Raw genomic sequence first — 11427 nt, 5'->3', positions numbered from 1 at the left:
GGTGAGATGATGAAAACGACCAAAACGACCCTCGGCCTTGCCGCGATGGCACTGGCGATTACCGGTTTCGCCATGCCTGCCCAGGCGCAGCGCGATCCGGCCTATGCCTCCGCGCGCTCATCGGGCGCGATCGGAGAGAAGATGGACGGCTATCTCGGCATTGTGGGGGCAGAAACCGCCGATCTGCGCCGCATCGTCAACGATATCAACATCAAACGCCGCGCGGTTTATTCGGAGAAGGCACAGGCTGCCAACGCCACGCTCGAGGAGTATGCGCTCACGGCAGGTTGCCAGCTTATTCTCAAGACCGTGCCGGGGGAAAAGTACCAGGCGCCCGACGGCAGTTGGCAGACACGGACCAGCGCCGCTCCGCTGCGCGATCCGCGTTGCCCGCCCGCCTGATCGCATTCCCGCTCGATTTTTTGGGTTTTTTACCCTTTCGCACCTGCAGCACCGGTTGACTTGCCAATAGCCCCCTTCTAAGGGGGCGGCGCCCTCGGCGGGCACCTCTTGCCTGTGCCGCGCATTCCCATTTCAGGAGGCTGGCATGAGCGACGAGAAGTCCGCACGAGAACCCATCGCTGAGGATGCGCGCATCGACGCGCTCGAAGAGCGGCTCAGGGCCGCACGCGAGCGTGAAGAGAAGCGTAACCGGTCGCAGGTTTCGGGTGCCGATGCGAATTATCGCAGTGGCAACCGAGTACTCGCAGACCTCCTTGGCGGGATTCTTGGCGGCGCTGTGATCGGATGGACTATCGACTATTTCGCCGACACATCGCCCTGGGGTCTGTTGATCATGCTGTTCCTCGGAATAGCCGTGGCCTTCAGGAACATTATTCGAGCGGCAAACACGCCCCCTGTCGATCCGGAATAGGGTCACATCGGGGCGCGTTTCACATAGGGCATTAGGGACAAGCGATCGTGGCAGCCGAAGAGGGCAAAGTCGATCCGATGCATCAGTTCACCATCGAGCCGTTGTTCGGCTCGGAAGGTTGGGAACTGGCCGGGTTCAATATCGCATTCACCAACAGCGCGCTGTGGATGCTGATCACCACCGTGCTGCTGTGGGCATTCGTCCTCGGCGGCATGAAGCGCGAGCTAGTGCCTGGCCGCTGGCAAATGATGGTGGAAAGCTTCACCGGTTTCATCGATGACATGCTCGAAGCGAACGTCGGCAAGGCCGGGCGCAAATATGTGCCCTACATCTTCAGCCTGTTCATGTTCATCCTCTTCGCCAACCTGCTCGGGCTGTTGCCGCTCGGCGTGGTCGGCCTCCACCCGTTCACTTTCACGAGCCACTTCACCGTCACCGGCGTGCTCGCGATCATCAGCTTCTCGATCGTTCTGGTCGTTGGCTTCTGGAAGCACGGGTTCCATTTCTTCAGCCTGTTCGTGCCGCATGGCACGCCGCTGCCGATGATCCCGATCATTTTCCCGATCGAGCTGATAAGCTTCCTCGTGCGCCCCTTCAGCCTCGCGCTGCGTCTCTTCGTTGCGATGATGGCGGGCCACGTGCTGCTCAAGGTGCTTTCGAGCTTCGTGATCGACGGTATCAATGCTGGCGCCGGCTTTGCTGCGCTGGTCAGCGCTCCCAGCTTCCTGCTGATGATCGGCATCAGCGCGCTGGAGATCCTGGTCGCAGGCATCCAGGCCTATGTTTTCGCTCTTCTGACGTCGCTCTACATCAATGACGCAGAGAACCTCCACTAAGTTTTCCATTCACTTTCAAGTTACTACCTAAAGGAGTTTTAAAATGGACGCAGAAGCAGCCAAGCTCGTAGGCGCTGGCCTTGCAGCAATCGGTGCCGGCATGGCAGCCATCGGCGTGGGTAACGTTTTCGGCTCGTTCCTCGAGAGCGCGCTTCGTAACCCGGGTGCCGCAGACGGTCAGCAGGGCCGCCTGTTCATCGGCTTCGCCGCAGCCGAACTTCTCGGCCTGCTGGCCTTCGTGGTCGCGATGATCCTGATCTTCGTTGCCTAATTACTGATTGTGCATTGCCGGCTGGCCGATAGCTGGCCGGCAGCGCATCATCCGATTAGACGATCACGTTTTAGCGGACTCGAAGTATGCCTCAGATAGCGCAACTCGCCGATACATACTCCAGCCAGGTATTCTGGTTGCTGGTGTTCTTCGGCATTACCTTCTTCCTCATCGGGCGCGGCATGGTGCCCAAGGTGATGGATACGGTTGCCATGCGCGACAAGCAGATCTCGGACGATCTCGAAGCTGCCCAGGCGGCCCGCGATCGTGCCGATGAGCAGGAAGAGGCGTGGCGCGTCCGTGAAAGCGAAAACCGTTCCGAAGCCCAGCGCGTGATTTCCGATGCCAAGGCAGAAGCCGCGGCCAAGTCGGAAAAGAAAATCGCTGCCGCGCAGAAGCGGCTGGACAAGAAACTGGCCGAGGCAGAAGCGCGCATCGCCGAAGCCCGGACCGCCGCGATGACCGAAGTCGAAAGCGTCGCCGCAGAGGCCACGCAGGACATCGTCGCGCGGCTGGCCGGTGCGACAGTCGACCCGGCGACCGCACGCGTCGCGGTGAAGGAGGCCATGGCAAATGGCTGATATGTTCTCAATCCTCGTAGCAGGCGCCGAAGCGCCCGCAGATCCGACGGCCCTCGGACTTGAACCCTATCAATGGGTTTCGATCTCGATGGCAGTGCTGATCGCGCTCTTCATCTGGAAGAAGGTGCCGCAGCTGATCACAGGCGGGCTCGACAACAAGATCGCTGCCATCAAGCAGCAGCTCGACGAGGCGAAGGAGCTTCGCGCCGAGGCCGAAAAGCTGCGCGACGAGTATGCGGCCAAGATCGCGGGCGCTGAGAAGGATGCCGAGGCGATGATGGAAGGCGCGCAGCGCGAGGCGGACGCCATTCTCGAAAAGGCTGAGGCTGACAGCAAGGCGATGGTCGAACGGCGCAAGAAGATGGCCGAAGACAAGATCGCCGCTGCTGAACGCGATGCGGTCGACGAAGTTCGCCAATCGGCGGCTGTCGCTGCTGCCGCTGCCAGCCGCAAGCTGATCGCCGAGCGTCACGACGCAGAGGCAGATCGCAAGCTGGCGGACGAGGTTATCGGCTCGATCTAATTTCCGAGTTTATGGATAGAGAATTGGGGCGATCCGTTTGGGTCGCCCTTTTTCTTTGGAGAAATGTAAATTGACCCTTGCGAGGTTGAGCAAGCACGCTAATGCGAGGCATTCTCAAATCCTTGCATATCGGAATCTTTTCCCTTGAACCGCCTATTCCTCACCAAGCTTCATCTCGTGCTGGCTGCTTTCATGTTCCCGGCGATCCTGATGTTTCTCGCAACTGGCGCGCTCTATACCTGGGGCGAGAAGGGCGATTGGGAGGAGTCCAGCCATGAGGTCTCCCTCAGCGAACCCTATGCAAGCCAGAGCCAGGGCGCGCTGACCTCGATCGCAGTGCAGGTCTTGCTTGACCAGGGCGCAGCGATCCCGAGCGGAACGGAAAGTCTCTCGGGCGAAGGTGCCGAGCAATCGCTCAACTGGACCGGTGCGCGCAGCGAAGCCAGTGTGAAGCCGACCGATGATCCGCAGGTGGCCGAAGTCACGATCAAGCAGGCGAGCTTTCATCGCTGGCTGGTGCAGCTGCACAAGGCCAAGGGAAGTACGGTATTCAAGGTCTACGCGACCATCCTCGCCACGGTCTTGTTTCTGCTGGTCGCAAGCGGGCTGATCCTCGGTCTGCAGGTCAAGGCCTTGCGGCGCTTGACGCTGGTCAGCAGCGTTGCCGGCTTCGGCGCGTTCGTGATCTTCGTTCTGCTGGGTTGAACGAGCAGCGAATCGGATGGGGGCGCGTCAGGCGCCCGGCTCGAACACCAGTTTTCCCACCAGATCGCGATTGGCCATCGCGTCAAAGCCCTCGCGCCACCGCGAAAGCGGCAGGGTGCGGTCGATGGCAGGCGTGATCCGGCCAGCCTCTGCGAGCTCGGCGATGGCTTGATTGATCGCACTACCTCGCTCCGGAAAGCGCCGCGCGTATTCACCGGCGCGCAGACCCACGAGGGAGAAGCCCTTGATCAGAGGGATATTGGTCGCGATCTCGGCAATCCGTCCGCTGGTGAAGCCGACCACGACGAGTTTTCCTGCGAAGGAAACGCAGCGTGTACACTCGTCGAAAACGTCGCCGCCAACCGGATCGAAGACGATATTGCACAGCGCCCCATCGGTGATCTCGCTCACCTGCTCGCGAAAACGCCCTTCTGACAAGATCACCGCGTCAGGCTTGTAGAGCTGCGCGATGCGCTCGCGCTTGTCCTCCACGCCTGTCGCCGCGATCGCACGGGCACCAAGCGCCTTGGCCAGATCGACTGCGGCAAGGCCAACACCGCCGCTAGCCCCTGTGACCAGGACCCACTGGCCTTCTGTAAGGCCGCAGAGTTCGACGAGGCCGGTGTAGGCCGTCTGATAGGCTGCCCCCATGGCAGCGCCCTGCGCGAAGCTCATACCGGCAGGAAGGGGAGAGAGGCCGCGCTCGGGCACTCTGGCGAATTCGGCAAAGGCGCCGGTCTTGTTGCCGCCGATGACCTTGTCGCCGGGCTTGAATGCGCTGCCGGGATCGGCCTCGACGACTTCGCCAGCCAGTTCGAGGCCGCTGGTGAAGGGAGGCTCGGGTTTGAACTGATACTTGCCTTGCGTCATCAGCAGGTCGGGAAAATTGAGCGAAGCGGCGCGCACTTGCACCAGCACTTCGCCCGGCTGCCGCGTCGGCATGGGGTGATCAACCAGTTCGACACCGGTCAGGTCGTCCGACAGCGATTCCACCCGCAGAGCCTGCATGGCGCTCAGAAATTGTCCTTGGCTTCGCGAAGTGCGGCGAAAGTCTCGGCCGATGTCTCGCCGCCCCATTTGGCGCGGAGAGCCGGATCATCGGCACGCAGGAAGGGGTTCGTCTCGAGCTCGCGTGCGAGGCCCATCGGTACGGTCGGCAAATTCTGCGAGCGCTTCTCGGCGATTTCCTCTGCGTAATCACGCAAGGCCTCGTTATCCGGGTCGGCATGGAGCGCGAAAGCGGCGTTGGCCTGCGTGTATTCATGCGCGCAATAGAGCGTCGTTTCAGGTGGCAGGGCTTTCAACCGTTCGAGGCTCGCCCAGAACTGCTCGGGATTGCCTTCGAACATGCGTCCGCAGCCGAGTGCAAACACGCTGTCTCCGACGAAAGCCACACCCTCGTCGGGCATGTGATAGGCGATATGTCCGTGGGTATGCCCGCCGACGTCGATCACCTTGGCGGTCATGTCACCCAGCGAAACCGTGTCGCCGTGCTGCACTTCGGTATCGATGGCGGCGATGCGCTCGACTTCCTTGGGCGCAAAGACCTTGGCACCGGTCGCTTCGACGATATCCTTGTTCCCGCCGGCATGATCGGGGTGCCAATGCGTGTTCCAGATCTGGGTGATGGTCCAGCCCTTGGCCTCGGCCTGCCGAAGGTACTCCTTGCCATCGGGCGTATCGATCGCGGCGGTTTCACCGCTGGCAGGATCGTGGATCAGATATCCGTAATTATCGGACAGGCAGGGGAACTGGTGGATCTTGAGGGTCATGCCAGCATCCTACGCGCCCTTGCCAAAGTAGGAAAGGCCCGCCGCTCAAACCGAGCAACGGGCCTTCCTCAAATCGAGATTGTTTCGCGGCGGCTGAGCCGCCGTTTGTCTCTAGGTCACGGCATTCAAAGCGCGACTGCGCGCCGGCCGGTAGGCCGAACGGCGTGGATCGGATGATCCACGCCACTCAACCCAATCAATCGTTCTTCTTGAGCGCTTCGCCCAGGATGTCGCCGAGCGACGCGCCGCTGTCGGACGAACCGAACTGCTGCACCGCTTCCTTCTCTTCGGCGATCTGACGGGCCTTGATCGAGAAGTTCGGCTTCTTCGAGCGGTCGAAGCCAGCAACCATCGCATCGACCTTCTGGCCGGTCTGGAAGCGATCCGGACGCTGCTCGTCGCGGTCGCGGCCGAGGTCCGAACGCTTGATGAAGCCGGTCGCGCCGTCGTCGCCAACCTGCACTTCGAGGCCGCCATCGCGGACTTCGAGAACGGTGACGGTGACGGTCTGGCCCTTGCGCAGCGAGCTCGAGTCCGCGCCTTCTGCCGAAGGTGCGCCCTTTTCGAGCTGCTTCATGCCGAGGCTGATGCGCTCCTTGTCGGTGTCGACATCGAGAACGACAGCCTTGACCTGCTCGCCCTTGCGGTGGAGCGCCAGCGCGTCTTCACCCGAGATGCCCCAGGCGATGTCCGACATGTGGACCATGCCGTCCACGTCGCCGTCGAGACCGATGAACAGGCCGAACTCGGTGGCGTTCTTGACTTCGCCTTCGACTTCGCTGCCGATCGGGTGCTTCTCGGCGAACTCTTCCCACGGGTTGCGCTGGGCCTGCTTGAGGCCGAGCGAGATGCGACGCTTTTCGCTGTCGACTTCGAGCACCATCACTTCGACTTCCTGCGAAGTGCTGACGATCTTGCCCGGGTGGACGTTCTTCTTGGTCCAGCTCATTTCCGAAACGTGGACCAGGCCTTCGATGCCCGGTTCGATTTCGACGAATGCGCCGTATTCGGTGATGTTCGTCACCGTACCCGTCAGCTTCATGCCGACCGGATACTTGGCGGCGACGCCGTCCCACGGATCGCTCTCCAGCTGCTTCATGCCGAGGCTGATGCGCTGCGTGTCTTCGTTGATGCGAACGATCTGGACGGTCACGGTCTGACCGATCTCGATCACTTCGCTCGGGTGGTTGACGCGCTTGTAGCTCATGTCGGTGACATGGAGCAGGCCGTCGATACCGCCGAGATCGACGAAGGCGCCGTAATCGGTGATGTTCTTGACGACACCGTCGATCACCTGGCCTTCGGTCAGCTTGTCGATCAGCTCGCTGCGCTGTTCGGCGCGGGTTTCTTCGAGGACAGCGCGGCGCGAAACCACGATGTTACCGCGGCGACGGTCCATCTTGAGGATCTGGAACGGCTGCGGCATGTCCATCAGCGGGGTGACGTCGCGCACGGGGCGGATGTCGACCTGCGAACCGGGGAGGAAGGCCACGGCGCCGTCGAGGTCGACCGTGAAGCCGCCCTTGACGCGGCCGAAGATGCGGCCTTCGACGCGCTTGCCTTCGCCAAATTCGTTTTCGAGCTTGTCCCAGGCTGCTTCGCGGCGGGCGCGATCGCGGCTGAGCATCGCTTCACCGTCAGCGTTTTCGACGCGGTCGATGTAGACTTCGACTTCGCTGCCGACTTCGAGACCGTGCTCGTCTTCGCCGCGTGCGAATTCCTTGAGGTTGACGCGCCCTTCGCTCTTCAGGCCTACGTCGATGACTGCCATGCCGTTTTCGATGGCGGTCACGGTGCCCTTGACGACGCGGCCTTCAAAGCCGTCTTCGCCTGCACCGCCGAGTTGTTCGTTAAGTAGCGCTTCGAAATCGTCGCGCGTGGGATTGGCTGCAGTTGCCATGTGCTGGAGTTTCCTAATCGTTTTGCTACCGGCCACCGGTTTTACCGGGGTCTTTCTCCGTCCCCCGCGCAGGATTGCGTGGGTGTACGGGGCAAGAGGGCCGACGTCTCCGCGAGGCCGGATGCCGCCGCGAAGGTCCTTTCGATCTTTTGGATGTTCGGGACGGGCGCGCGCCTAGGTGAAAACGCTGCGCAATGCAAGGGAAATGCGGGTTTGCGGGGCGGCAGAACGCATTCCAACAAACTTGACACAATTGACACCCTGTCAAGCGATAGAATGGGGCTCAGAGTGGCGGAAATCCGCGGGCTGCGCCATGTTGGACGTGCTTGACACTTTTCCAACGCGATGTGCGCGGCGAGGGGGCTTGTGGCGGGCATGTCCATCCGCCCATCTAGCGCGGGCAGGCGCGTGTAGGACAGCGCGAAATTGCATCGCGGCTTACGGGTCGCAAGTCAGTTGGTTCCTGGTCACGTCAGTCAGAGCGCGACTGCGCGACGCGGCTTATGCCGCGAAAGCCAAGTGAGCGGATGCGAACGCCGGCGAATGAGGCTAAGAAGACAGTCTTTCCTTCACCGCCTCGATCGCGGCCTCGATCGCCTGCTCCTTGTCGAAACTGGTGGTGTCGAGGATCAGTGCGTCCGGCGCAGCCTTGAGCGGCGCATCCTTGCGATTGATGTCGCGCGCATCGCGGCGGACGATGTCCTGCTCGATCTCGGCCAGCGGGATCTCGATTTCGCGACCCGTCATCTCCAGCCAGCGGCGGCGCGCGCGGGCTTCTACGCTGGCGGTGACGAACAGCTTCACTTCGGCCTCGGGCGCAATCACCGTGCCGATGTCGCGCCCGTCGAGGACTGCGCCGCCGGGCTGTTCGACAAAGGCGCGCTGGCGGTCGTACAGGGCTTGCCTGACAGCGGGATGGACCGAGACCCGGCTTGCGAGCCCGCCGACTTCCTCGCTGCGAAGAAAATCATCGAGGAGCAAGGCGTCGAGAAAGTGAGTCGCGGCGAGGGCGTCCGCCGGATTGTTCGGATCGCCGTCGTTTAGCTGCACCTGTCGCCCGACAGCGCGGTATAGCAACCCGGTGTCGAGATGCGGCAGGCCGAAATGCGCGGCAAGCGCCTTGGCAATCGTGCCTTTGCCTGACGCTGTGGGGCCGTCGACGGCGATGATCATGTATTCTGCTTCCTTGCCTTGAATGCCTTGGCGAGGCCCCAGATGGCGATGGCCGCCCAGAACCCTTCGAGGACGAGGCTCGGCCAATTCGTGTGGACGACCAGACTGATCGTCAGCAGCGCCGCGCCCGTCAGATTGGTGCCGTGGAGCACGAAAGGGTTCGGCTCATTGCTGTAGGTCAAATAGGCATAGGCGCCGATGATGCAGGCGGTGCCGATGAAACCGATATAGCTGTAGAGATCGAGGTCAGTGACCATTGATCATTCGTAGCTGGCGAAGACCGACAGCCCAGAATCTCCGAAGGCGATGACCTGATAGGGCTGGGAGCGGTTGCCCATTTCCATGCCCGGCGAACCGATCGGCATGCCGGGTACCGCGATCCCGCGCACACCCTCGGGTCGCTCTTCTAACAGACGCTCGATATCGGCGGCGGGCACGTGGCCCTCGATCACAAAACCATCGACGATCATCGTATGGCAGGAGCGCAACTGAGACGGCACGCCGTGTTCATCCTTCACCGCCAGCATATCGGCGTTTTGATTGATGGCGACTTCGGCTTCCAGGTCTTCGCGCACATGATCGGCCCAGTTGTCGCAGCAGCCGCAATTGGGATCCTTGTACATCGTATAGGTCGCTGCCTGCGCGGCAGTGGAACAGGCGGCAATCGCCAGCAGAGTGGGAGCAAGAAAGTGATGAAGCGGACGGGAAGCCATGTGAATCCTTAAATCGGTCTCGTTAGGGGCCTTATCTGGCTGACCCAGCCTCTTCCAGCAAGTCCGTAAAGTTCGGAAAGCTGGTCTGGATCGGCGCGGTATCGTCGACTTCGACGCCGTCCTTGGAGGCAAGGCCCGCCACCGCCATGCTCATCGCGATACGGTGGTCGAGATGGGTGGTCACCGGCTCGTTGGCGCTGCCGCGCAATGGTGCGCCGCCGCTGCCGATTATGTCGAGCCCGTCGTCATGTTCGACCACGCGAACGCCGATGGAAGTCAGCGCCTCGGCCATGGCGGACAGGCGGTCCGATTCCTTGACCCGAAGTTCATCCAGCCCGCTGGTGCTGGTTGTTCCTTCGGCCATGGCGGCGGCGACGAAGAGCACGGGAAACTCGTCGATCATGCTGGGCGCGATGGCGGGATCGACCTCGATGCCCTTCAATGCCGAATGCTTGACGCGTAGGTCCGCCACCGGCTCGCCGCCGACTTCGCGGCGGTCCAGTTCCTCGATGCTACCGCCCATCTGGCGCAGTACCTCGATGACGCCTGCGCGGGTCGGATTGAGGCCGACATTCTCGATCACGAGGTCGCTCCCCTCGGTAATCAGCGCGGCGACGATAAAGAAGGCTGCAGAAGAGGGGTCCCCCGGCACTTCGACCTGCTGCGGTTTGAGGTCGGCCTCGCCATGAATGCGGATGACGCGTTCGCCGTCGATCTCCTCAACTTCGAGTTCTGCTCCGAAGCCGCGCAGCATCCGTTCGGTATGGTCGCGCGTCGGCACCGGCTCGATAACCGTGGTGATGCCCGGCGTGTTGAGCCCGGCGAGCAGCACGGCGCTCTTCACTTGAGCGCTGGCGACCGGAAGGCGGTATTCGATCGGGACAGCGGGGAGGGCGCCGCGCATCATCAGCGGCAGGGTGCCGCCGAGAGAGGCCTCGAAACTTGCACCCATCTTCGATAATGGTTCGATCACGCGGCGCATCGGGCGGCCCGAGAGGCTGGCGTCGCCGGTAAAGCTGGCGGTGACGCCATGGCTGGCCAGGATTCCCATCAGAAGGCGGGTCGACGTGCCGCTATTGCCCATGTCGAGCGCCTGAGCGGGTTGCAGCAATCCGCCGACGCCCACACCGTGGACGCTCCATTCCGCGATACCCCGCTCATCCGGGGCTCGCCGCAGGATCTGAGCGCCCATCGCCCGCATGGCAGCGGCGGTCGCCATCACGTCCTCGCCCTCCAGCAGGCCGGTGACGCGAGTCTCCCCGACGGCGAGCGCGCCAAACATGATCGCGCGGTGGCTGATCGATTTGTCGCCGGGGACGCGCAGGCGGCCTGTGAGCGGGCCTGATGATGTGAAACGATGGGCGGGCAAGGGTTCTTCCGAAGGCGTGAGGGGTGGCTGTAAAACGGCGTCGGCTTTTGACAGGGGCATGACCCTATGGCAAGGCGCGCCGCGCTCTTGATTCGGAGCCTCTTGCTACCCATCAAGATACTAGATTTTCGCGCGGCTCGCTTACACGGAAGCCGGGCCCGACCAAAGGAATAGGTAAAACATGGCCAAGCCAGAATGGGGCACCAAGCGTTCCTGCCCCAAATGCGGGGAACGCTTCTATGACCTCGGCAAGGAAGACCCCGTCACCTGCATCGAATGCGGTGAGGAATGGAATCCGGAACCGGTGCTCAAGACCAAGCAGCCGATCCCGTTCGAAGAAGACGAAAAGAAGAAGAAGGACGCCGAAGCGGATAGCGACCTCAGCGGCGATGACGATGATCTCGACATCGATATCGACGAGGACGATGATTCCCCGGACAATGAAGTCGACCTTGGTGGTGACGACGATCTCGGCGTCAGCAAGGGCAAGGGCGACGACGACGACGACGATACTTAAGGGGCGCGCACCCCATCCGGGGTGCGATATCCTCGCTCAGGCGACCTGAAGGTCGCATCGCTGCGGGCGGGCGGTCGCCCTTGCGAGGCCACGGCCTCGACTGACCGCCAACCGGCGCGATCTGGAGCTAAAAAACAAGTTGCAAAGGGATGGTCGCCCTTATATTGGGCGGCTCCCGCAGGCTTGAACGCCT

15 protein-coding genes are annotated in these 11427 nt (G+C 62.0%); 8 read left to right on the top strand and 7 right to left on the bottom strand.

Annotation, left to right across the window (positions count from 1 at the left end; all coding sequences use genetic code 11):
* The first annotated feature begins 6 nt into the window (after window positions 1-6).
* From CCE89_RS00255 to CCE89_RS00225, 7 genes are all read left to right on the top strand, one after another.
* Entirely contained in the window at window positions 7-402 is a 396-nt protein-coding gene (locus tag CCE89_RS00255) for a YdbL family protein (RefSeq protein ID WP_086436059.1), read from the top strand.
* A 145-nt stretch (window positions 403-547) separates the two neighbouring features.
* Window positions 548-874: an AtpZ/AtpI family protein gene (locus CCE89_RS00250; protein WP_086436058.1), complete on the top strand. Its 327-nt coding sequence runs from the start codon at window positions 548-550 to the stop codon at window positions 872-874.
* Window positions 875-951: 77 nt separating this feature from the next.
* Window positions 952-1710, top strand: coding sequence for a F0F1 ATP synthase subunit A (locus tag CCE89_RS00245; RefSeq protein WP_086436908.1), 759 nt, complete (start codon window positions 952-954; stop codon window positions 1708-1710).
* Between the two features lie 43 nt (window positions 1711-1753).
* The gene (locus tag CCE89_RS00240; RefSeq protein WP_011414432.1) at window positions 1754-1981 is read left to right on the top strand and encodes a F0F1 ATP synthase subunit C; all 228 of its coding nucleotides are present in this window, start codon (window positions 1754-1756) and stop codon (window positions 1979-1981) included.
* An 86-nt stretch (window positions 1982-2067) separates the two neighbouring features.
* The gene (locus tag CCE89_RS00235; RefSeq protein WP_086436057.1) at window positions 2068-2562 is read left to right on the top strand and encodes a F0F1 ATP synthase subunit B family protein; all 495 of its coding nucleotides are present in this window, start codon (window positions 2068-2070) and stop codon (window positions 2560-2562) included.
* Complete coding sequence (locus CCE89_RS00230; RefSeq protein WP_086436056.1) at window positions 2555-3085, top strand: F0F1 ATP synthase subunit B family protein; 531 nt, start codon at window positions 2555-2557, stop codon at window positions 3083-3085. The genes CCE89_RS00235 and CCE89_RS00230 overlap by 8 nt, the downstream gene beginning before the upstream one ends.
* Before the next feature lie 144 nt (window positions 3086-3229).
* On the top strand, window positions 3230-3790 hold the full coding sequence (locus tag CCE89_RS00225; protein WP_086436055.1) for a PepSY domain-containing protein: 561 nt from the start codon (window positions 3230-3232) through the stop codon (window positions 3788-3790).
* A gap of 27 nt (window positions 3791-3817) precedes the next feature.
* Here CCE89_RS00225 and CCE89_RS00220 read toward each other — a convergent pair whose 3' ends face one another.
* The 7 genes from CCE89_RS00220 to aroA all read right to left on the bottom strand — a co-directional run bounded on the left by CCE89_RS00220 (window position 3818) and on the right by aroA (window position 10777).
* Window positions 3818-4798 (bottom strand): NADPH:quinone oxidoreductase family protein, encoded by a 981-nt coding sequence (locus CCE89_RS00220; RefSeq protein ID WP_086436054.1) that lies wholly within the window; start codon window positions 4796-4798, stop codon window positions 3818-3820.
* Between the two features lie 5 nt (window positions 4799-4803).
* Window positions 4804-5562 carry a hydroxyacylglutathione hydrolase gene (gene gloB / locus CCE89_RS00215; RefSeq protein ID WP_086436053.1) on the bottom strand — a complete coding sequence of 253 codons (759 nt, stop codon included), beginning with the start codon at window positions 5560-5562 and terminating at the stop codon, window positions 4804-4806.
* A 196-nt stretch (window positions 5563-5758) separates the two neighbouring features.
* Window positions 5759-7462: a 30S ribosomal protein S1 gene (gene rpsA, locus CCE89_RS00210; protein WP_086436052.1), complete on the bottom strand. Its 1704-nt coding sequence runs from the start codon at window positions 7460-7462 to the stop codon at window positions 5759-5761.
* 549 nt (window positions 7463-8011) lie between these two features.
* Window positions 8012-8635, bottom strand: a complete 624-nt coding sequence (gene cmk, locus CCE89_RS00200) for a (d)CMP kinase (protein ID WP_086436050.1) — start codon at window positions 8633-8635, stop codon at window positions 8012-8014.
* Entirely contained in the window at window positions 8632-8892 is a 261-nt protein-coding gene (locus CCE89_RS00195; RefSeq protein ID WP_086436049.1) for a CBU_0592 family membrane protein, read from the bottom strand. The genes cmk and CCE89_RS00195 overlap by 4 nt, the downstream gene beginning before the upstream one ends.
* 3 nt (window positions 8893-8895) lie before the next feature.
* On the bottom strand, window positions 8896-9348 hold the full coding sequence (locus CCE89_RS00190) for a DUF411 domain-containing protein (protein ID WP_234989859.1): 453 nt from the start codon (window positions 9346-9348) through the stop codon (window positions 8896-8898).
* Between the two features lie 31 nt (window positions 9349-9379).
* Window positions 9380-10777 (bottom strand): 3-phosphoshikimate 1-carboxyvinyltransferase, encoded by a 1398-nt coding sequence (gene aroA, locus CCE89_RS00185; RefSeq protein WP_086436048.1) that lies wholly within the window; start codon window positions 10775-10777, stop codon window positions 9380-9382.
* A gap of 121 nt (window positions 10778-10898) precedes the next feature.
* Between aroA and CCE89_RS00180 the strand changes: the two genes are divergently transcribed.
* The gene (locus tag CCE89_RS00180) at window positions 10899-11234 is read left to right on the top strand and encodes an FYDLN acid domain-containing protein (RefSeq protein ID WP_086436047.1); all 336 of its coding nucleotides are present in this window, start codon (window positions 10899-10901) and stop codon (window positions 11232-11234) included.
* Window positions 11235-11427: the final 193 nt, after the last annotated feature.

This window comes from Altererythrobacter xiamenensis, assembly GCF_900177715.1.
Classification (GTDB): domain Bacteria; phylum Pseudomonadota; class Alphaproteobacteria; order Sphingomonadales; family Sphingomonadaceae; genus Erythrobacter; species Erythrobacter xiamenensis.
This window is presented reverse-complemented; position numbering and strand designations above follow the sequence as displayed.

What these genes read in the sequence shown, in the direction of transcription:
- CCE89_RS00255 (WP_086436059.1), top strand. Translation starts at nt 7, where the DNA reads ATGATGAAAACGACCAAAACGACCCTCGGCCTTGCCGCGATGGCACTG.
- CCE89_RS00250 (WP_086436058.1), top strand. Translation starts at nt 548, where the DNA reads ATGAGCGACGAGAAGTCCGCACGAGAACCCATCGCTGAGGATGCGCGC.
- CCE89_RS00245 (WP_086436908.1), top strand. Translation starts at nt 952, where the DNA reads ATGCATCAGTTCACCATCGAGCCGTTGTTCGGCTCGGAAGGTTGGGAA.
- CCE89_RS00240 (WP_011414432.1), top strand. Translation starts at nt 1,754, where the DNA reads ATGGACGCAGAAGCAGCCAAGCTCGTAGGCGCTGGCCTTGCAGCAATC.
- CCE89_RS00235 (WP_086436057.1), top strand. Translation starts at nt 2,068, where the DNA reads ATGCCTCAGATAGCGCAACTCGCCGATACATACTCCAGCCAGGTATTC.
- CCE89_RS00230 (WP_086436056.1), top strand. Translation starts at nt 2,555, where the DNA reads ATGGCTGATATGTTCTCAATCCTCGTAGCAGGCGCCGAAGCGCCCGCA.
- CCE89_RS00220 (WP_086436054.1), bottom strand. Translation starts at nt 4,798, where the DNA reads ATGCAGGCTCTGCGGGTGGAATCGCTGTCGGACGACCTGACCGGTGTC.
- gloB (WP_086436053.1), bottom strand. Translation starts at nt 5,562, where the DNA reads ATGACCCTCAAGATCCACCAGTTCCCCTGCCTGTCCGATAATTACGGA.
- rpsA (WP_086436052.1), bottom strand. Translation starts at nt 7,462, where the DNA reads ATGGCAACTGCAGCCAATCCCACGCGCGACGATTTCGAAGCGCTACTT.
- cmk (WP_086436050.1), bottom strand. Translation starts at nt 8,635, where the DNA reads ATGATCATCGCCGTCGACGGCCCCACAGCGTCAGGCAAAGGCACGATT.
- CCE89_RS00195 (WP_086436049.1), bottom strand. Translation starts at nt 8,892, where the DNA reads ATGGTCACTGACCTCGATCTCTACAGCTATATCGGTTTCATCGGCACC.
- CCE89_RS00190 (WP_234989859.1), bottom strand. Translation starts at nt 9,348, where the DNA reads ATGGCTTCCCGTCCGCTTCATCACTTTCTTGCTCCCACTCTGCTGGCG.
- aroA (WP_086436048.1), bottom strand. Translation starts at nt 10,777, where the DNA reads ATGCCCCTGTCAAAAGCCGACGCCGTTTTACAGCCACCCCTCACGCCT.
- CCE89_RS00180 (WP_086436047.1), top strand. Translation starts at nt 10,899, where the DNA reads ATGGCCAAGCCAGAATGGGGCACCAAGCGTTCCTGCCCCAAATGCGGG.